Source organism: Cetobacterium sp. ZOR0034 (genome assembly GCF_000799075.1).
In the GTDB taxonomy this organism is placed as follows: domain Bacteria; phylum Fusobacteriota; class Fusobacteriia; order Fusobacteriales; family Fusobacteriaceae; genus Cetobacterium_A.
Window position 1 is genome coordinate 1 of the sequence record NZ_JTLI01000003.1, and the last position, 19,654, is coordinate 19,654.

Sequence of the window (19,654 nt, forward strand, 5' to 3'; positions counted from 1 at the left end):
GCGTCATTAGCTCAGATGGTAGAGCACACGACTTTTAATCGTGTTGTCACTGGTTCGAGCCCAGTATGACGCACCAATAGAAAATTTTAAGATGTAGAGATACATCTTTTTTTTATTTTTTAAATATAATAAAAAAATAACTTCTACAAATTATGTAAAAGTTATTGAGAAATTTAATAGATTTTGACATTAAAGTTTTTAGAAATTTTCTTTAGAAAATCATGCTCGGGATTACTAGCAATTATTGTATCGACAGAATCTAGATTACAAACTTTGTAAAACTTTGTAGAGTTAAACTTTTCCTCTGTAATCATAAAAATATTTTCAGAACAGTGTTTTAAAACTTCTGCTGTCACATGTGCCTCATCACAGTTGTGAGATGTGATACCTTTTTCAAGAGATACACCATCTAAAGTTAAAAAAGCTTTATTGAAGAAATAATCTCCAATTGATAGTGCAACTTTTGTTCCAGAAGTTGAAAGAAGATTAAATTTTACCTCTCCACCCATAAAGAAAATTCTATGAGTGTTTTCTGTGTTACTAAAAATTTTAGTAAACTCAATAAGTGCTGCTAAAGAAACAGTTACAATTTTTAGATTTTTTTTAGTTTTTAAATGAGGAATAAGTTTTGTAACAGTAGTTCCAGCATCTAAAAAGATACAATCACCATCTTGAATAAGATCAGCAGCTTTTTTTCCAAGCAGATCTTTCTCAGTCGAGAAAAGCTCCTCTCTTATAGAGTAACTTTCATCTACAGAGGAGCTTTTAATAGCTCCCCCATAAACTTTTTGTATATCCATATTTTCAGCTACAATATCCTCTAAATCTTTTCGAATAGTTTCCATAGTGACACTGTATTTTTCTGATAACTCTTTTACATAAACGATATTCTTTTGATTTAATTCCTCTAAAATATGTTGTCTACGTTGATTCATCAGCATAAGCTTATCTCCAGAACATAGATTTTTGGATAGAGTCAATTAAAGTTTCGATATCTGTTGAGTAAACCTCTCCGATATTTCCAATTCTAAAGCTTTCCTCTTTAGTTAACTTACCAGGGTAGATAACAAATCCGTGCTCTTTTAGCTTTGAATAGAAAGTTTCAAACTTATACTCAGGGTGATTAGGAGCATAGAATGTAGTTATAATAGGTGATTGTTGGTCTAAAGATATAATAGCATCAAATCCTAAATCAGCCATTCCTTTAACAAGTTTATCTTGGTTCTCTTTATATCTTGCCTCTCTAGCTTTTACTCCTCCTTCAGCCTCTAATTCTAATAGAGCTTGATAGAATGCTCTAACAACGTGAGTTGGTGAAGTGAATCTCCATTTTCCATTTCCACTTTCCATAACTTTCCATTGGTCAAAGATATCTAAAGAGTGAGAACGAGCTTTTCCTTCACACTTTAATAGCTCAGATTTTTTAGCTACGATAAATCCAAACCCAGGAACACCTTGAATACATTTGTTAGCTGAACTGATTAGGAAATCAATTTTGTGCTCAGGTACATTAAAATGAATTCCACCGAAACTTGACATAGCATCTACGATGAAAGTCTTGTTGTATTTTTTTACAATCTCTCCAATCTCTTTAATTGGGTTTAAGATTCCTGATGTAGTTTCACAGTGAACAACAGCAACATGAGTAATCTCTGTATCCTCTTTTAAAATAGCCTCTAAGTGTGCTAAATCATAAGTTTCAGTTTGCTCAATTTTATAGATAGCATTTTTAACTCTAGCTACATCACAGATAGTTTTCATTCTGTCTCCATAAGCACCGTTAGAAAGAATTAAAATCTTTTCATTATCTCCAACAGTTGAAGTTAAAACAGCCTCAACAGAGAAAGTTCCGCTTCCTTGCATAGGAATCATAGTGTAGTCATCTCCAGCTTCAGCTACATCTAAAACTCTTTTTCTCATATCTTGAACTAAAGAGTTGTATTCGTTATCCCAAGTACACCAGTCTTTAAGCATAGCTGATCTAACTCCAGAAGATGTCGTTAATGGTCCTGGTGTTAAAAGGATGTATGGTCTATCTGTTAAATTGTTGTTATTCATTGTTATTTCCTCCAAAAAGTTTTGTATTTTCAATTTTTATGCTCTCTTCAAGAATCTCTAGAGCTTTTTCCAATTCAGGTTTTTCTATAATAAGTGGTGGTGATAGAGTTAAAATTCCACCAGAAACTTTAAAGCTAAGCCCAGAGTGAAGGCAACTATAAAGTATTCTATCGGCTTCAGAGTCAGCTTTCTCTTTAGTGCTTCTATCTCTAACAAGCTCTACTGCAAATAGCAATCCAATTGCTCTCACATCACCAATAATCTCATATCTATCTTTCAGCGTGTTTAATTTTTCTAAAAGGAATTTCTCCATCTCAGATGTTTTTTCTAAAATCTTATTGCTATCAATAAAATCGATTGCGGCATTAGCAGCAGCACATCCAACTGATGATTTTTCATGAGTGTAGTGTCCTAAAGATGTGTATTGTCCAATGTTGAACTCATCTTTTGTCAAAAGAGCTGAGATTGGGAATATACCTCCTCCAAGTCCTTTTCCAATAACAACCATGTCAGGCTCGATATCGTAGTGTTCAAAGGCAAAGAACTTTCCTGTTCTACCCATAGCTATAGCAGTTTCATCTAAAACTAAAAGAGTATTGTGTTTAGAACAGATATCTCTTATTCCTCTCATAAGTTTGTATGAAGGAATTTCTACCTCTGTATTTCTGATTGTTTCCATAAAAAATGCTGCGATATCTCCATGCTTTTCTAAAGTGTAATCTAAGATGTTTAAAAAAGTATCCTCATCAAACATAGGCCTGTAAGAGTTATATGGAACTAGATGCTCACATCCAGCTAAAAGTCCACCGATACCATTTCTAAAATGTGCTGTTCCACCTAAAGAGATTGCATCAATAGATGCTCCATGAAAAGAGTCCCAGAAAGAAAGGAAACCATCTTTTTTAGTTACAAGTCTTGCTAGTTTCATAGCCATTCCGATAGAAGATGTTGCACCTGGTGAGAACAGAACTTTATTTAAAACACCATTTGTTTTATCAGCAAGCTTTTGAGCCAAAGTTATAGCTGAGTTATTCGTATATCTTCTTGGCGAGAATGGAAGAGTTTCCATCTCATTGATGATAGCTTTTTTTACATCTTCATTTCCAAATCCAACTTGGTGGACATTATTTCCATGAAAATCCATATATATTTTTCCAGAGATATCCTCTAAGTATATCCCTTTTGATTTTTTTAAAACATTTAAGCATGGTGTTGAAAGAGATTGATGAAGAAAAATCTCTTCATCATCTCTAAGAACATTGTTAGTTTCAAAGTCTATATTTTTTTCTTGCCACTTTTTACGGTTCTGAGAGGTATTGATATCTCCTTCAGATGTAATTTTATTCATTAGATAACCTCTTCAGCGTTCATTCTAGCGTTTATAACATCAATTATATGTGGTAAGTCTCCAACTTCTTCAACAATATAGTCAGCTCCAGCTGCGTATAATCTTTTTGCAGCAGCATCCATCAATTTTTTTAATTCAGTACTATCCATAGATTCTACTTCATCTTTAGAAAGACCTAATTCACTTCCACCTTTTAAGATTCCAACAGCCCAAACTCCAGCATTTTTTCCCTCTTTCATATCAACAGTAGTATCTCCAATTTTTATAACAGAGTGTCTACTTGGAATTGCTAAAGTTATCATATTTTGGAAAATCATATATGGATGTGGTCTCCCTGCAGGAACCTCAGTTGATGTGATTCTAAAGTCAGGACAGTAACCAAACTCTTTTGCTTTTGGAGCAACGATATCTAACATCTCTTTTGTATATCCTGTAGTACTTCCAATTTTAATTTTTCTAGCTCTTAATTCAGCTTGAAGTTCTAACATTCCAGGAACTGGTTCTGCAAAGTTTTCTAAAGAAGCGAATAGAACCTCTTCAAATCTTTCGTATAAAGAGTTGATATCATCCATTGTGTATTCTCTATTAAATTTCTTTAACCATAAAGCATGTATTCTCTCCATTTTTAATAATGCTTTAATGTGATCTATTTTTAACATTCCCATAGGTTTTCTAGCTTCTTCATAAGTGATTTCGATTCCATTTTCTTTAAATACTTGAACGAAAACATCAAGTGGTGCGAAACATCCATAGTCTACTGTAGTACCTGCCCAATCAAATATAACTGCTTTAATCTCTCTTTTCATTATTTATTCCTCCCAAAGTATCTTTTTTTTATTAATTCATATATTGCTTTTACTAAAAGGTTCGTCCCAACAATTAGGATTCCCATTGCTGCTGCTTTAGCTTGATCTCCAACTTCATCAAGGTTTACCATTGCTATAGAAGCAAGAGTAGTTTTTGATGTGTATAGGAAAACTGCTGCTGAAACTGTAGTCATACAGTTAACGAAGTAGTATATAAAAATCTCACCGATAGTGTGCTTAGTAAGTGGTAGAGTAACATTGAAGAATGTTTTATACCAAGGTACACCCATAGATAGAGATACAATTTCAAACTCTTTATCCAACTTTTTCAAAGATGTTGATGCTGTCATAAAAGCAACTGAGAAAAAGTGTACAATGTTTACAAGAACTAAAATCCAAAGTGTTCCGTAGATACTATTGAATGGGTTACCTACCCAACCAAGTAGTGGAACTCTTATATAATCCATATTGAAGAAGAAGATATAACCTAAACCTAAAACCATTCCGGGAAGAGCTAAAGGTACGATAGCAAAGAATTTGATAACATTTCTTAGCTTAGTTAAACTCTCAGTCTTTAAACAGATATATGCTCCAAGGTATGCTATAGCTGTTCCAAATAGAGCTGAAAGCAGTGCGATAGTTACCGAGTTTTTATAGAAGTGGAAAGCTCCACCGTTAAAGTCAAAGAATTTATAGTTGTTCAATGTAAGCTCAAAATTATAAGGCCACATTTTAACGAAAGATGCAACTGCTGCTGTGATGAAAAGTCCTAAAACACTAAGACCAATTAACCAACAGAAACAGTAGAAGAAGATATCTCTTCCAGTAGAGCTTTCAATTCTGTAGTTCATCGACTTTGCATTGAAGGTATCTCTTTGTTTTTTTTCTAAAGATTTTTCAAAGAAGAAAGATATCACCGCTGGGATAAGTAAAAGTATACTTACAACTGCTCCTCTTCCTAAGTTTTGTTGTCCAATTACTTGCTTATAGATATCTGTAGCTAAAACATTGTAGTTTCCACCAACAACTTTTGGAGCTCCAAAATCTGTGAAAGCAAGAATGAATGAAACTGTCGCAGTAGAGAACACTGCATATTTACAAGATGGTAAAGTTATAGTGAAGAACTGTTTTAATTTACTTGTTCCAAGAGTTTTCGCAGCTTCATAAAGTCTGTAGTCACTGTTTTGTAATGCCATTGATATAATCAAGTAAGCTTGAGGTAGAGTATAGATTACCTCACTTATTACGATTCCAGTAGGACCGTAAAGATTTATATCAGTTGCTATAGCTGGAAAGTTTCCAAAGAAACCAGTTGTAATAACTCCCATTCTTCCGAAAAGATATACAAGTGAAATTCCATGTAACATAGTCGGAGCAAATATAGGTAGAAGGATTAGAAATCTTAGAATTGTCTTTCCTTTTATATTACTTCTAGCCATTCCGTAAGAGTAACCAAATCCCAAAACTAAAGTTATAATCATAGTTAAACTAGCAATTTTAACTGTATTAAAGAATGAAGCCATTACGCCTGGGCTAGTAAGGTACTGCACAAAGTTTTGTAATCCAATAAAGTTTCCAGCATTATCCTCTGTCGCTTTTATGCTTAAAGTAATCAGAGGAAAGGCTAATGTAACAATGAAAAATGCTACGATTGCCCAAACAATTATATCTCTGACTTTTTCAGAAAGTAGTTTTTCAGATTTTTTAAAAACTAACTCCATTCAACTTCGCCTCCTAAAGTTCTTTCAACTTTAAGGAATATATGCTGGTCTTTCTTTAAAGGTATATGAGCAATTTTATTTCTACAGATATCAACTTCGATTATGTAGTTCTTTTTATTAACTTTTAATCTGTAGTATGACCCCATATACTCCCACGATTCCAATGTTCCCATAAAGAAGTTTTCAGTATGCTCATCCGCTAACGAGATATCCTCGGGTCTTGCCATAACTTTTTTTCCATTAATCTCAAACTTATTAACTTTTCCTATGAAATCCCCAATAAAGTTATTAGCTGGTTTTTCATAGATATCTTGAGGCGTTCCAACTTGAACAACCTTAGCATTATCCATAACAATTATTCTATCTGACATAGAAAGAGCTTCCTCTTGGTCATGAGTAACCATAATAGTTGTGATTCCAAGTTTTTTCTGAAGATCTTTTATATCATTTCTAAGTTTTTCTCTAACTTTAGCATCAAGTGCTGAAAGTGGTTCATCTAGTAGAAGTATATCTGGCGAGTAAGATATTGCTCTAGCAAGAGCTACTCTTTGTTGTTGCCCCCCTGAAAGTTCATTTGGATATTTGTTTTCTTGTCCTCTTAAACCAACAAGCTCAAGAGATTCATCTACCTTTTTTCTAATTATATCTTTTGGTATTTTTTTGTTTTTCATTCCGTAAGCTATATTTTCACCAACTGTTAAGTTAGGGAAAAGAGCATATGATTGGAATACGATTGACATATTTCTTTTTGATGGGTGTTTCTTTGTGATGTTCTCATCCTTTAAGAAAATCTCGCCGCTATCAACAGTTTCAAGACCAGCAATTATTCTAAGTAGTGTTGTTTTACCACAACCAGATGGTCCTAAGAAACAGATAAACTCCCCTCTTTCTATTTCGAAATCTATATTGTTTAATGCTTTGAATTTACCGAAAGTTTTTTCAATATTTTTTATTTTTAAATAACTCATTAATTCCTCCCTCTTTCATCATCTACAGTTATAATACTATATTAGAGTTAAAAACAAATTAAAACCAAGTAAAACACGAGTAAAACAAAGGTTAAGATTTTGTTAAAAAATAAAAGCTACAGATTTCTCTGTAGCTAGTTCAAATAAGTATTAGTTTTTTTCTGTTTTTGAACCAAACTTAGCTTCCCAATTCGAAAGAATACGATCTTTGTTAGCCGCAGCCCAAGAGAAGTCATTTGCAATAAGTTGAGATATTGGATTTTCAGGGAAACCTTTTGGAGGTTTAACGTCCATCTCTCTTGAAACGATTGCATATGATTTAGCATACATAGCCATTGCTTCTTCAGATATAGCCCAGTCTAGGAAGATTTTTGCTTCATCTTTTATATCCTTTTTATTTATAAGAGCGTTTGCTTCTGAATCCCAACCTGATCCTTCTGAAGGGAAGTAAACATTTATAGGTGCTCCTTCATTTTTAATTTTAATTCCAGGGTATCCATAAGAGATTCCAATTGGATATTCTCCTGAAGCTGCTGTTTTTGCAGGTTTTGAACCAGAATGAGTATAAACTCCCATGTTTTTATCTAGGTCAGCCATATACTGCCAAGCTTGTTCCTCTCCTAAAAGTTGAACTAAAGCAGAAACAGTTAAGAATCCAGTTCCAGATGAAGCTGGATTTGGCATAGAGATTAATCCTCTATATTCAGGTTTTAGAAGGTCGGCGAAGTTTTTAGGTTCCTCTATTCCAAGTTTTTTCATTTCTATAGTATTTACAGAGATTGCTGTCATCCAAGCGTTATTACCAACCCATTTAGGATCTTTTCCACTGTTGTCTCTGAATTTTGTGTTTATTTTTTCTATATCTTTAGGTGAGTATGCTTTTAAAAGATTAGCTTCATCTAAAACCAATAATCCAGTTGCTGCAGTTCCCCATATAACGTCAGCTTGAGGATTGTTTTTCTCTGCTAAAACTCTAGAGACTATAACACCAGTAGATTCTCTAACGATATTTAACTTTATATCAGGATATTGCTTTTTGAAAGATGTTAAATATTCTGGTATTTGCTCGTTTTCTAAAGCTGTATAAACTGTTATCTCTTTGCTTTTATTGTTAGTAGCAGTAGGTTTCTCAGAACTTCCACATCCAACTAAAAGTCCTGCAAAAAGTAGTGAACCAATTATTTTTTTATTAATCATTTAAATCACCCCATAGTTTATTTTATAAAATGATTATACTTTATTTATGTAAAGAGAAAATAAAGAAAAGGTAAAAGAAAGGTAAAACCATAAAAAACTATATATTAGAAATTAAAAAACTGATATAAAACCAATAAAAACAAAAAAAAGTGAATCTTAGAATATATTAGAATAAAAATTCGAAAAAAAAAGCAATTTTTCCTAGAAAAAAAATGGAATTCGAGCTATAATTTATAGAAAACTATTTTATTATGAAAAAAAATGATTGAATTTGATGGGAAATGATTAGAGATTTGTTTTTATGTGTGCAATTTAGGGGGATGGATGAGAGGAATAAGAATACTTATTATTTTCTTAATAAATTTTAGTATGTTGTTTTCAACAGAGAAATATATACCGAAAAATAGACAAGAAATAGAGTATCTTGAAAAAATTAGAGAAAAAACATTTAAGATGGGAATAGTTCAAAAAAACTATTTTGCATCAGAAAAAATTGATGGAATATCTTTAAACGATATAATTGAAGAGATGTTTAGAGATTATTTAGATTTAAATATAATTTTAGAAAAAAGAGAGTGGGATGAAAATCATAGCAAATTTAAAAATGGTGATTTAGATATAGTAGGTTACTTAACACCGTCAGAGGATAGAAAGAACTATGCTTTATTCACTCAAGGAATTATAGAAGAAAATTTAGTAATTGTTTCTAGAGATAAAAAGATAGATACAATAGGTGATTTAGATGGATTAAAAGTCTATGTGACTAGAGAAAGTATATATGAAAAATTTTTAGAAAGATTTATAGATAAAAATGAAATTCATTTAGAATATATTCCGATATCTGATATAGGAGATGATAGACCATATTCTTATGTAGATTCAGATTTGAATACTATAGGTGAAAAAAATAAATTAAAAATAGGTAGATTGCCGAATGCTTCTTTAGGTTTTATAAAAGAGCACCATGAACTAGTAAAGATAGTTGATAATGCTTTAGATGAAAAATATGGATTGATAATAAAAACTTGGTTTGAAAAAAGAAAAGAAAAGATATTTAAATGTAGATTGAATAGTCTTTTAACAAAAGAGGAGAAAAAATATTTAAATGAGTTACCAGTATTAAGAGTGGCTTATGGTAATATTGAAAAAATTAGTGAGTATTCACCTTTAGAAAATAGATATGTGGGAATAGCTCCAAGAATAATAAATTATATTTCAGAAAAAATGGGTATTCAAGTTATCGAAAGAGTTGATTTAAGAAGAGCAAATTGGAGAGGATGGACTCAAAAGTTTCTAGCCAAAGAGATTGATGTAATGCTTCTTTCTAAAACTCCAGAGCGAGAAAAAATATTTTTATTTACAAATAAACTGTCAGATATGAATGTATACGAGATAACCAATTTGAATCTTCAAAATAAAAAAAATAAAAAGATAGGAGTAATAAAAGATTCTATTGAAGAGAAAATAGCTAGAGAATATTTTGTAAACAGTGATATTATTCCTTATGATAATGAAGAAAAAATAAATCAAGATTTAAAAAAAAGAAAACTAAATACGATACTTTCTATAAATGCTGGTAGCTATGATATATCTAAATATAGTATAAAAGTTTTAGATGTTGTGCCAATGAATATTGTGTTAAGTAAAGATAATATTATTTTAAGAGATATATTAAATAAAGCTATAAATGAGTTTGTCAATATGGATGAATTTATGCAAGATTCTGAGATTACTAGAAAAAAAATTGAAATCTATGAAAAAAGAGTTCATAAAAATTTAATAGCTTTAATAGCTATTAGTTGTATATTTTTAATTGTCTTAGCAATGCATCAAACTCTAAAAATATTTAAGCATAAGAAAAAAAATAAGGAACTACTTAGAGATGAGTTGACAGGGCTTTATAGTAGAAGAGTGTACAATCAATTTTGTAAAAAGAATCAGACTTTAAAAGGGTGTGCTATTCTTTTGGATTTGAATAATTTTAAGATATTAAACGATACATATGGACATGATTATGGAGATAAGATTTTAATAGAAGTTGGAGAGTGTTTAAGAAGAGTTTTTAATGAAGAGCATACATTTAGAATCTCAGGAGATGAGTTTTATGTTTTTTCAACTTGTATAGAAGATATTGATTTAAAGTTGAAAAAATTAAAAAAATTATTTATAGATTCTCTTTTGCTTAGGAGATATAATATATCTTTTAGTTTGGGTTATTATTATAAAAAAGAAAATATATCAATGATGGAAGCTTTTAAATATGCAGATATGGCGATGTATTTTGCTAAAAGAGAGAAAAAAGAGTGGTTTGAAGAAGCGACAGAAGAGTTTATAAATAAAAATGTAAGAAGAAAAAAAATGGAAATACTTTTGAAAAAAGGTTTTGATAGAGAGTTTTATCCTGTATTTCAAGGAAAATATGATTTGAATACAGGTAAATTGATAGGAGCAGAAGCTTTAACTAGATGGAAAAACTCAGAGTTAGGTTTAGTTTCACCAGTTGAATTTATTCCTGTTGCAGAAGAGCTTGGAATGATTTATAAGATAGATTATAAAATAGCTGAGCACGCAGTTAAAGAAACTAAAAAACTTTTGATAAAAAAACAAGTTGATGAGGATTTTAGAATGTCATTTAATATGTCAGCAGAGACGTTTAGAAGAAGTGATGTTGTAAGTTATATTTTCAAAATTTTAGAAAGATACTCTTTAGATGGAAAAAATTTAGAAATAGAGATTACAGAAAGTATGTTTTTAACAGATACTAAAGATGTAGTTTCAAAATTAAAAAAGCTAAATGAAAGAGGAGTATATATATCAATTGATGATTTTACAGCAGGGTATTCAACAGTTGGATTATTGACAACATTACCAATAGATGTAGTTAAATTTGATAGATCTCTAATATCTACAATATGTGAGGATTCAGATAAAGGAAGAAGTGTTTATATCGGTCTAGCGAAAATGATAAAGAGTTTAAAACTTAAAGTTGTTGCTGAAGGAATAGAGGGAAAAGAGCAATATGAATTTTTAAGAGAGATCGGAATAAATTATGGTCAGGGTTATTATTTAGGAAAACCAGAAAGAATTTTACAAGATAGTAATAATTAAGGAGGAAAAATGTTTGAAGTAAAAAATTATGTTGAAAGTGATTTTAAAGCACTTTTTAATATAAATAGAAATGCATTTAGAAATTACTCTAGAAAAGAGAGTTTGAATGAATTTAAAAAGTCTATTGAAAATACAGTTGGAAAAGTTTTAGTTTTGCAAAATGAGATAATAGGAGCTGTATTTTTAGAGGCTAAAGATAGTGAAGGGAATTTTAAAGTAAAAAAGCTATTTATAACACCAAAATATCAAAATAAAGGCTTGGGGTATTTTATTTTGACTCATCTAAAAGAGGAAGATGAATCTATAAAAAATATCGAATTAGAAATATCTGAAGAGATTTTAAAAGTAAAAAAGTTTTGTGAAAAAATGTTAAAAGAAATATAGAAAAAGAGGTAAAAAATGAAAAATAAAATATCTGCTTTAGGGCAATATCTAGTTAAGCAAACAGGAAAGAATTTTAATTTTAAAATGATAAAACCTGATGGGTACTATAAAGGAGTGTTATTCTCTTACGGATTAGATGATTACTTAGTTTCAAGTGATAGAGTTGAACTTTTAAGTACTATCGAGTTAATCTCAATGAAAACAGCAAAAGATTATCCAGCTAAGCTTGTAAGAAGATACACTCATAGTAAGTTTGAAAAAATTGGAAAGAAAAAAGAGGAAACAATTGTAGTAAATGGAGTTAAATATTTCATTATTAAATTGTAAAAATCTAAAAAAAATGGTATAATTTTTATCGAACGAATTTAATAAAGAAGATGTTTGGGAGATCCATCTGTAAAAAAAACCAGCGAAGGGCTAGGTTTATTCTGCCCTTTTTTTGTTTTATGGGTCCCAGAAAGGGAGAGATTATGAAAAAAGTAATTATTGATTGTGATCCAGGAATTGATGACTCGTTAGCGTTGATTTTAGCTCTAAAATCACCAGAATTAGATGTTGTTGGAATTACAATCTGTGCTGGAAATGTTCCAGTGGAACTTGGAGGAGTAAATGCCTACAAAGTTTTAAAACTGATGGATAGAGTGGATATTCCAATCTATTTAGGAGATAATAAGCCTTTAAAAAGAGAGCTTGTTACAGCCCAAGATACACATGGAGAGGATGGATTAGGTGAAGTTTTACCTATGATAGAGATTCCAGAAGGAGCTATACAATTAGGAGCTGTGGATTATTTAATTCAGACTTTAAAGAATAGTGATGATGTATCGATTATAGCTTTAGGACCAATGACAAATTTGGCAAAGGCTGTGGAGAGAGAGAAAAACATTTTGAAAAAAGCTGAAAGAATAGTTTCTATGGGTGGAGCTTTTAGAACGAATGGCAACTGTTCACAAGTGGCAGAGTTTAACTATTGGGTTGACCCTCAATCGGTAAACGTAGTTTTTGAAAATGTTGATAAGGCGATAGAGCTAATACCTCTAGATGTAACTAGAAAGATAGTTTTAACACCGAATTACAGAGAGTATCTAAGACAGATGAAAAATGATGTAGCACAGTTTATCTATGATGTAACAGGATTTTATGTGGATTTCCACTGGATGCAAGAGAGAACTTTAGGATGTGTTATAAACGATCCTTTAGCAGTGGCATATTTTATAAAACCAGAGTTATGTAAGGGAGTTTTGACGCATTTAGAATGTGTCCAAGATGGACCTGCTATGGGTCAGAGTTTAATAGACATTGGAGATTTCTATAGAAGAGTTCCAAATGTATTTATAAACACTGAAGTAGATGAAAAAGAGTTCTTTAACTTATTTTTCAAAAGAGTTTTTCCAGAAAATATAAAAGATACAGAGATCGTGTTAAAGGGGTATTAAGATGAATATGGCAGATATATTATTAAGAAATGAAGTATTATGGGCAATAAAATTATTAGTAAGTTTTATAACAGTTTTAGGAGCATATAAGTGTTTTGGTAAAGTTGGATTATTTGTTTGGATTCCAATATCTATGTTTATAGCCAATGTTGAGGTTATGATTTTAGTTAAGTTATTCGGATTGCACGCTTCTTTAGGAAATATTCCTTATGCAAGTGCTTTCCTTGTTACAGATATTCTTTCAGAGAAGTATGGGGAAGAGGATGCGAAGAAAGCTATATGGATTGGATTCTTTACAAATATAGTTGTAGCTTTAATGATAAACTTTGCACTTATGTTTACACCAGAAGTTGATGGAGTGGAAACATTTGGTAATTTAAAATCTATTTTTGGATTGTTCCCTAGATTTATGATAGTTGGATTAGTATCTTACGCTATTTCACAAAATATAGATATCTATCTATATAAAAAGTTAAAAGAGAAATTCCCTAACCATTTATGGATTAGAAACAATGGAAGTACAATGATAAGTCAGTTAGTAGATAACATTTTATTTACGACATTTGCATTTATAGGAGTATTCCCAGTTTCAGTTATGTTTGAGATATTCTTAAGTACATATATTTTAAAATGGATAGTAGCAGCTATGGATACACCATTCCTATATTTAGCTACGAAAATGGATTCTAAAAAATCGTTATGTTAATATATTTGGAGGTTAGAGTTTTCTAACCTCCTTTTTTATTTAAAATCTTAAAGAGAGACAGCTAAGGCCACCATCAATCTTTTTAAATTCAGAAGTATCGACAGTGATAATTTTATAATTCAACTTTTGAATAGCTTTTTCAATTTGTGGATAACCTTCAGGAACTATGATTGTTCCATTTACCCATATACAGTTTGCAGCATAAGCTTCATTTATATCAACAATAATTTTGTTGAACTTTTCAAACTCTTTTTTATTTATAAACTCTCCTGAAACAAGTAGATTATTATTTTCAATATAATTAACACCAGTTTTTAAATGTAAAACTTCATCTAAAGTAACTTCAGAACCAGATAAGCCATATCTATTTAATATAGAGATGAATTGATTAATTCCCTCTTTATTCGTTCTTGCTGATTTTCCAATATAAAAGTGATCTCCAACCATCATAACATCTCCACCTTCTAATGTTCCAGGAAATTTTATATATTCAATATTTTCATCTGAATAAAATTGTTTAAGAGCAGGAATAATATATTGAATCTCTTTATTTCTAGATTTAGCACCAGGATTACTTACGATTGCACATTTTTTGGTTAGAACAGCAGTATCTTCAACAAAACAAGAATCAGGAAATTTTTCTAAAGCTTCCAATTCAATTATATTGACTCCACATGATTTTAAAGCTTTTATATAGTTAGAATGTTGCTTTAAAGCAAGTGAATAGTTTGGGGCTCCTAACTCTGGAGAAGAGGTAATACCGTCACATATAGTTTTACTTGGTTTTCTAACAATTACATTTTTGAACATAATATCCTCCTGAATTAATTTTCTATAAAATATTTTTTATTTAATTTCTTAAAAGTTCCATTTGATTTTAGAGTTTCTAAAGCTGTATTTATGTTCTTTACAAGAGTCAGATTTTGTTTTCCAACAGCAATAGCGTAGTCCTCTTTTGCTAATTCGTTATCAATATATTTTAAATTGGAATTATTTTTAACAAAATTTTTAGCAGGTTCAGAATCTAAAATTACAGCATCTATTTTATTAGCATTTAAAGCCATTATAGATTCTGAAGTTGTATTGTATCTATAAAGGGTTATAGAGTTGCCCATTTCAGTAGCAATAACATCACCAGTACATCCTAATACCACACCAACTTTATGCCCTTTTAAGCTTTCAAGAGTACTTAAAGTACTATTTTTATTTACAATTAGTAGTTGTTTTGATGTGTAGTAGGGATTGGAAAAATTAATATTTTTTTTTCTTTCAGCTGTAACCGTCATTCCAGCAATAATAGCATCTAATTTTCCAGTTTGAAGAGCAGGAATAAGACCATCAAATTGTATGTTTTTCAATACGATTTCTTTATTCAAAATTTTTCCAATCTCTTTAATTAAATCGATATCAAATCCTTTGATTTCACCATTTTCAATATATTCGAAAGGTGGAAATTCAGTGGCATCTGTACCAACATAAAGTTTTTCTTGAGCGTAGGTATTTGTTTGTAATAAAAATAAAGGTAGAAATAATAATTTGATAATTTTCTTTTTCATAGATAAACCCTCCTTTGAAAGTAAATAAAAAAACAGACTCATACCTTAAAAAGTGTAAGTCTGTTATATTAATATAAATATAATAAAAAATTCGTCTTGAAACTAAAAATTAATTAAATAAAAATTTTCTTAAGACGAGTAAATAAATATATTTTAGACATACAAAATAAGGTCGTTATTAAATTGATATAAAAAATATTAAATTTCCTTATTAAAGTTGTCCTTAACATATTTTCGCCTCCTATAAAAATTTATTAGCGTAATAATATCATATCGAAATTTTTTAGTCAAGAAAAATTAAGCTACTTTTTTATTTGATTTTGATTATTAACTATAATTAATAAAATTAATATAAAAGATATATAAAAATATTTTTTCTAAAATAGAACATTTTTTTGACTTCTTGAAGTTTTTTTAAAAAAAAATAAAAAAATTTCAAGTAGTTAAAAAATAATAAATATGCTAGGATAATAGTAAAAATATTTTATAAAAATAAAATTACGCAGAAAGAAATTAAATAGTTAATAAAAATGGCTGATTTTATTGGGATCAGTCTTTTTTTATTGAGAAGGAGAAAACGATGATTTATTATGATAATGCATCAACAACATATCCTAAATTTAGTAGTGTTTATGAAGAAACTATGAAACTATATAGAGAAGTAGGGATTAATTTTAGTAGAAATAATTCAGATAAAAGTAGAAATGCCAGAGTTATAAAGGAAAATTTAATAGATAACATAAAAAAAATATTCTCAACAAAAAATGAAGTTATATTAAATTCTTCATCAACATTTTCATGTAATGAGATAATATTCGGACTAAATTATAACAATATAAAAACAATTTATATTTCACCTTTCGAACACAACTCAATTTATAGAGCTATAAAAAAAATATCAAAAGAAAAAAATATAGAATTAAAAATTTTAAAATTTAAAAAATTTGAATTAGATATTGAAGATATGAAATTACAATTTATGTCTCAAAAACCAGATCTGATTATACTTAATCATGCTTCCAATGTTTTTGGAAACATTTTACCTGTTCGTGATATTTTTGAGGCTGGAAAAATTTATAATGCAATTACAGTTTTAGATGCAAGTCAAACAGGAGGTGTTTTAGATTTTTCTGAGATTTCTGGATTGGCAGATTTTATAGTATTTGCAGGTCATAAAAATTTATATGGTCCTTCAGGAATAGGAGGATATATTTATAATAAAAAAATTTCTCTAAATCCTCTATTATATGGTGGAACAGGATTTAAATCTGAAGATGAAGAAATGCCAGAGGAGTTACCTGAAAGATTTGAAGCTGGAAGTCCAAATATTTTAGGGATGATAGGACTTAAAATAGCAACAGATGAATTGATAGAGATAGGAATAGAAAATATAAGATCAAAAAAAGAGAATAATTTCAAAAATTTATATGATCTTTTAGAGGAGTATTCATATGATATAAAAATATACTCAGAAAAAGAGAATAATATAGGAGTTTTATCGATAACTGCTTTTGATTACTCACCTCAAGAGTTAGAAGAGATTATGAATGACAACGAGATTATAACAAGGAGAGGGATGCATTGTGCACCGCTTGCTCATCATCATATAGGAACTCAGGATGGAGGAACACTTAGGTTTTCAGTAAGTTACTTTAATAATGATGAAAATTTAGAAGTGTTAAGAGAAACTTTGGATAGTTTATTTTAGGAGAGGTTATGTTAAATAAAATTAAAAGTATATTTAAAGATGAAGAGTTAGAGAGAGAAATAGAACGTTTAAAAATGGATTTAATAGAAAAGGAATTTCTTTATAATGAACTTTTAAAAACAAATATTATTTCTCTTCAAAAAAATAAGGAATTAGAAAAGAGTTTAATTGAAGAAAGAAAAAGAAATGAAAATTTAAAAGATGAGTATACGAATAAAATCATTGTTGAAATGGATTTGGTTAAAGAATTAAAAAATGAAAAAGTAGAGTTTGAAAAAGAGATATCAGTTTTAAAAGCAGAATTTCCAAAACTAGAAGCTGCTTATTCTGATGAATATCAAAAACGTTTTAAAGCAAAATTGAAATTAGAAGAAGAAAAATTAGAAAAAAAGATTTTAGAACTTCAAAATGAATATTCTAAATATTTTTCAGAAGAAACAGAAAAATTTAAACTAAAGATTGAAAGCATAGAGAAAGAGAAAAATGAGTTATATATAAAAACTAAAGAGATTCAAAAAAATTTTGAAAGACAGAAAGTAGACCTCCAAAAGAGTTTACTTTTAGAAAAGTCAGCTAAAGAAAATCTATCAAAAGAAATATTAAGTTTAAAAGATAAGTTAACAAAATTAGAAGAGTTAAAAAATTTAAATTATAATTTGAAAGAAGCAAAGCAGGAAGAGCTGTTAGAGTTACTAGAGAAGTTAAAATTAGAAGAGTTAAAGATAAAAGATTTGACTGCTAGCTATGAATTAAAATTGAAAAAAGAGTTAGAAAAGCTAGAGCAAGAAAAACTAAAGAAAATTAATGTGTTGAAAGAGTCAGAGGTTTTAAGAAATAAACTTATTATGTTTACTAAAATAGAAAAAGAATTGATAGATTTAAGAAGAGTCAAAGCTATCAATAACCAAGAAAAAGAAATATTATCTAAGCAGAAAGATTCATTATCTGAAGAATTAAAGAATTTAAACCAGAAATTAATTAAAAGTGAAGATTTGAGAAAAAAATTAGAAATTAAAAATTTAGAAGAGTTAAGAATAAAAGATAAATTGTTAAAAGAAACAACAGAATTAGATAAAAAATTAAAAATAGAATTGGACAAACAAAAAAATGAAATACAAACAACTCAATCAAAATTGAATTCGCTTATTATAAATGAAGAGCAAGTTAAAATGGAAGAGTGGAATATAAAATCTTATACGAAAGATGACTGGTATAAACTGTATGAAATAGCTAAAGCATTAAAAGTAAAAGAAAATATTGTAAAAGATTTATTCGTATTATGGAGATATAAAGCAACAAATTTAAAAATATCTGATAGCCAGTATGGTGTAATTTTAAAAAATTATTTTGAATTACGTGAAGTTATAACAAAATTTGAAGTGAAGAAATATGGTGTAAATAATACTAAAATGAATTTAAAGAAAGAGAATTCAATAGTTGATTTGCTGAATAAAGTAGAAAAAGAGTTGTTGTATTTAAGAGAGGTAAGAACTAAAGAAAATCAGGAAAAAGAGAGATTAGCTAGAGAGAGGGATTCATTAATTCAAGAAATAGAGAGTTTTAATAGTAAGTTGAAAGAAGTAAAACTATCAATGTCAGAGGAGATAAAAGAGTTATCGGATAAATTAAAAGTAGAAGAGTTAAAAGTAAAAGATTTGACAAGTAATTACGAATTGAAACTGAAAAAAGAGTTAGAAAAGCTAGAGTTGGAAAAGTTGGAGAAAGAAAAATTATCTAAAGAGAGAGATTCGTTATATCAAGAGGTAGAGAATTTAAATTTCAGCTTGAAAGAAGTAAAGTCATCAATATCAAAAGAGATAAAAGATTTGACTCCAAAAGAAACTGAAATAACAAAAGATGATGAGCAAAATATAAATTTAGAAATACATATGGTAGACGAAAAAAAGGCAGATAAATTAGTTGAAACTAACAAACAAAATCTTTTAAGTAGATGGGCAGATAAAGATAAGTTTTTGGAATATAAGGATAATTTAACAGAGTTATTAAAAACCTTTAATGGAAATGATTTTAAAGAGATGTATTTAGAAGGTAAGAAAAGAGGAGTTTTAAAATCTCTTAAAGATAGAGATTTTAGCAATATTATAACTCGTTTAAAATTGAAACTACCTTTAACAACTATGAGTTTAGAGAAAATAGAAGATTTTTATGAAGGATTAATGAATGATATTTATTCACAAGAGTTCTCATTGGTAAAAGAAGATGTAGAAAGTACTAAAGAGAGTGAAGAGAAAATAAATGCAGAAGATGAAAATAAATTTGAACGAGAAGAATTTGATATAGAATCTTATACAGCAAAGGATTGGTATAGATTTTATCAGATAGCTCAAGAGTTTAAAGTGAAAGATTATCTTCAAAAAGCAATTTTTACTTTATGGAAATATGAAGAAAGAGATTTGATGATATCAGATAGTCAATATGCAACGATTAGGAGAAATTATTCGGAGTTATATGAGGTTATAAAGAAGTTTGAGTCTGAGAAAAATAAAATAGGTATAAACAACAAGATTACAGAGTTAGTTATTGATAAATATACCGAAAATAAAATATTAAAACACGAAATTGAAAAAAAATCTGAAAATTCAAAAGTAATAGAGTTGGATCAAAATATTGCAGATATATTATTCTAAAAAAGGAGAA

The 19,654-nt window shown here is 29.1% G+C and carries 16 protein-coding genes and 1 tRNA gene; 8 read left to right on the plus strand and 9 right to left on the minus strand.

The features are described from left to right. Window positions 1-76: transfer RNA gene (locus L992_RS01145), tRNA-Lys, on the plus strand. Between the two features lie 97 nt (window positions 77-173). Here L992_RS01145 and L992_RS01150 read toward each other — a convergent pair. From L992_RS01150 to L992_RS01180, 7 genes are all read right to left on the minus strand, one after another. After that, the gene (locus L992_RS01150) at window positions 174-941 is read right to left on the minus strand and encodes a DeoR/GlpR family DNA-binding transcription regulator (RefSeq protein ID WP_047382235.1); all 768 of its coding nucleotides are present in this window, start codon (window positions 939-941) and stop codon (window positions 174-176) included. A 4-nt stretch (window positions 942-945) separates the two neighbouring features. Continuing rightward, on the minus strand, window positions 946-2,058 hold the full coding sequence (locus L992_RS01155) for a 2-aminoethylphosphonate--pyruvate transaminase (protein ID WP_047382233.1): 1,113 nt from the start codon (window positions 2,056-2,058) through the stop codon (window positions 946-948). After that, a complete protein-coding gene (locus L992_RS01160) occupies window positions 2,051-3,406 on the minus strand; it encodes an aspartate aminotransferase family protein (protein ID WP_047393993.1) in 1,356 nt (451 codons plus the stop codon). The genes L992_RS01155 and L992_RS01160 overlap by 8 nt, the downstream gene beginning before the upstream one ends. Further along, window positions 3,406-4,212, minus strand: a complete 807-nt coding sequence (phnX, locus tag L992_RS01165; RefSeq protein WP_047393995.1) for a phosphonoacetaldehyde hydrolase — start codon at window positions 4,210-4,212, stop codon at window positions 3,406-3,408. Before phnX ends, L992_RS01160 begins: the two co-directional genes overlap by 1 nt. Beyond that, window positions 4,212-5,933: a putative 2-aminoethylphosphonate ABC transporter permease subunit gene (locus L992_RS01170; protein ID WP_047382228.1), complete on the minus strand. Its 1,722-nt coding sequence runs from the start codon at window positions 5,931-5,933 to the stop codon at window positions 4,212-4,214. Before L992_RS01170 ends, phnX begins: the two co-directional genes overlap by 1 nt. Continuing rightward, window positions 5,924-6,901 (minus strand): ABC transporter ATP-binding protein, encoded by a 978-nt coding sequence (locus L992_RS01175; RefSeq protein ID WP_047382226.1) that lies wholly within the window; start codon window positions 6,899-6,901, stop codon window positions 5,924-5,926. The genes L992_RS01170 and L992_RS01175 overlap by 10 nt, the downstream gene beginning before the upstream one ends. A 150-nt stretch (window positions 6,902-7,051) precedes the next feature. Beyond that, entirely contained in the window at window positions 7,052-8,098 is a 1,047-nt protein-coding gene (locus L992_RS01180) for a putative 2-aminoethylphosphonate ABC transporter substrate-binding protein (protein WP_047382224.1), read from the minus strand. Window positions 8,099-8,422: 324 nt separating this feature from the next. On the opposite strand from L992_RS01180, the gene L992_RS01185 reads away from it, so the two are divergent. The 5 genes from L992_RS01185 to L992_RS01205 all read left to right on the plus strand — a co-directional run bounded on the left by L992_RS01185 (window position 8,423) and on the right by L992_RS01205 (window position 13,732). Continuing rightward, window positions 8,423-11,206 carry an EAL domain-containing protein gene (locus L992_RS01185; RefSeq protein ID WP_047382221.1) on the plus strand — a complete coding sequence of 928 codons (2,784 nt, stop codon included), beginning with the start codon at window positions 8,423-8,425 and terminating at the stop codon, window positions 11,204-11,206. Between the two features lie 9 nt (window positions 11,207-11,215). Beyond that, the gene (locus L992_RS01190; RefSeq protein WP_047382218.1) at window positions 11,216-11,590 is read left to right on the plus strand and encodes a GNAT family N-acetyltransferase; all 375 of its coding nucleotides are present in this window, start codon (window positions 11,216-11,218) and stop codon (window positions 11,588-11,590) included. A gap of 15 nt (window positions 11,591-11,605) precedes the next feature. Beyond that, window positions 11,606-11,917, plus strand: a complete 312-nt coding sequence (locus tag L992_RS01195) for a hypothetical protein (protein WP_047382217.1) — start codon at window positions 11,606-11,608, stop codon at window positions 11,915-11,917. Window positions 11,918-12,060: 143 nt separating this feature from the next. After that, window positions 12,061-13,026, plus strand: a complete 966-nt coding sequence (locus L992_RS01200) for a nucleoside hydrolase (protein WP_047382215.1) — start codon at window positions 12,061-12,063, stop codon at window positions 13,024-13,026. A 7-nt stretch (window positions 13,027-13,033) separates the two neighbouring features. Further along, window positions 13,034-13,732 carry a queuosine precursor transporter gene (locus L992_RS01205; protein WP_047382274.1) on the plus strand — a complete coding sequence of 233 codons (699 nt, stop codon included), beginning with the start codon at window positions 13,034-13,036 and terminating at the stop codon, window positions 13,730-13,732. A 39-nt stretch (window positions 13,733-13,771) separates the two neighbouring features. Here the strand turns inward: L992_RS01205 and L992_RS01210 are convergent, their stop codons facing one another. Further along, window positions 13,772-14,542 carry a dimethylarginine dimethylaminohydrolase family protein gene (locus L992_RS01210; RefSeq protein ID WP_047393998.1) on the minus strand — a complete coding sequence of 257 codons (771 nt, stop codon included), beginning with the start codon at window positions 14,540-14,542 and terminating at the stop codon, window positions 13,772-13,774. A 14-nt stretch (window positions 14,543-14,556) separates the two neighbouring features. Then, window positions 14,557-15,288 carry a basic amino acid ABC transporter substrate-binding protein gene (locus L992_RS01215; protein ID WP_047394001.1) on the minus strand — a complete coding sequence of 244 codons (732 nt, stop codon included), beginning with the start codon at window positions 15,286-15,288 and terminating at the stop codon, window positions 14,557-14,559. Between the two features lie 580 nt (window positions 15,289-15,868). On the opposite strand from L992_RS01215, the gene L992_RS01220 reads away from it, so the two are divergent. Both L992_RS01220 and L992_RS01225 read left to right on the plus strand, forming a co-directional pair. Further along, window positions 15,869-16,996 (plus strand): aminotransferase class V-fold PLP-dependent enzyme, encoded by a 1,128-nt coding sequence (locus L992_RS01220; RefSeq protein ID WP_047394003.1) that lies wholly within the window; start codon window positions 15,869-15,871, stop codon window positions 16,994-16,996. Window positions 16,997-17,004: 8 nt separating this feature from the next. Then, the gene (locus L992_RS01225) at window positions 17,005-19,644 is read left to right on the plus strand and encodes a hypothetical protein (protein WP_047394005.1); all 2,640 of its coding nucleotides are present in this window, start codon (window positions 17,005-17,007) and stop codon (window positions 19,642-19,644) included. The last annotated feature ends 10 nt before the right edge of the window (window positions 19,645-19,654 follow it).

Excerpts from the sequence above, each read along its gene's own strand:
- L992_RS01155 (WP_047382233.1), bottom strand. The coding sequence starts at position 2,058 with ATGAATAACAACAATTTAACAGATAGACCATACATCCTTTTAACACCA.
- L992_RS01175 (WP_047382226.1), bottom strand. The coding sequence starts at position 6,901 with ATGAGTTATTTAAAAATAAAAAATATTGAAAAAACTTTCGGTAAATTC.
- L992_RS01200 (WP_047382215.1), top strand. The coding sequence starts at position 12,061 with ATGAAAAAAGTAATTATTGATTGTGATCCAGGAATTGATGACTCGTTA.
- L992_RS01170 (WP_047382228.1), bottom strand. The coding sequence starts at position 5,933 with ATGGAGTTAGTTTTTAAAAAATCTGAAAAACTACTTTCTGAAAAAGTC.
- L992_RS01150 (WP_047382235.1), bottom strand. The coding sequence starts at position 941 with ATGCTGATGAATCAACGTAGACAACATATTTTAGAGGAATTAAATCAA.
- L992_RS01195 (WP_047382217.1), top strand. The coding sequence starts at position 11,606 with ATGAAAAATAAAATATCTGCTTTAGGGCAATATCTAGTTAAGCAAACA.
- L992_RS01210 (WP_047393998.1), bottom strand. The coding sequence starts at position 14,542 with ATGTTCAAAAATGTAATTGTTAGAAAACCAAGTAAAACTATATGTGAC.
- L992_RS01180 (WP_047382224.1), bottom strand. The coding sequence starts at position 8,098 with ATGATTAATAAAAAAATAATTGGTTCACTACTTTTTGCAGGACTTTTA.
- L992_RS01185 (WP_047382221.1), top strand. The coding sequence starts at position 8,423 with ATGAGAGGAATAAGAATACTTATTATTTTCTTAATAAATTTTAGTATG.
- L992_RS01190 (WP_047382218.1), top strand. The coding sequence starts at position 11,216 with ATGTTTGAAGTAAAAAATTATGTTGAAAGTGATTTTAAAGCACTTTTT.
- L992_RS01220 (WP_047394003.1), top strand. The coding sequence starts at position 15,869 with ATGATTTATTATGATAATGCATCAACAACATATCCTAAATTTAGTAGT.
- L992_RS01225 (WP_047394005.1), top strand. The coding sequence starts at position 17,005 with ATGTTAAATAAAATTAAAAGTATATTTAAAGATGAAGAGTTAGAGAGA.
- phnX (WP_047393995.1), bottom strand. The coding sequence starts at position 4,212 with ATGAAAAGAGAGATTAAAGCAGTTATATTTGATTGGGCAGGTACTACA.
- L992_RS01160 (WP_047393993.1), bottom strand. The coding sequence starts at position 3,406 with ATGAATAAAATTACATCTGAAGGAGATATCAATACCTCTCAGAACCGT.
- L992_RS01205 (WP_047382274.1), top strand. The coding sequence starts at position 13,034 with ATGGCAGATATATTATTAAGAAATGAAGTATTATGGGCAATAAAATTA.
- L992_RS01215 (WP_047394001.1), bottom strand. The coding sequence starts at position 15,288 with ATGAAAAAGAAAATTATCAAATTATTATTTCTACCTTTATTTTTATTA.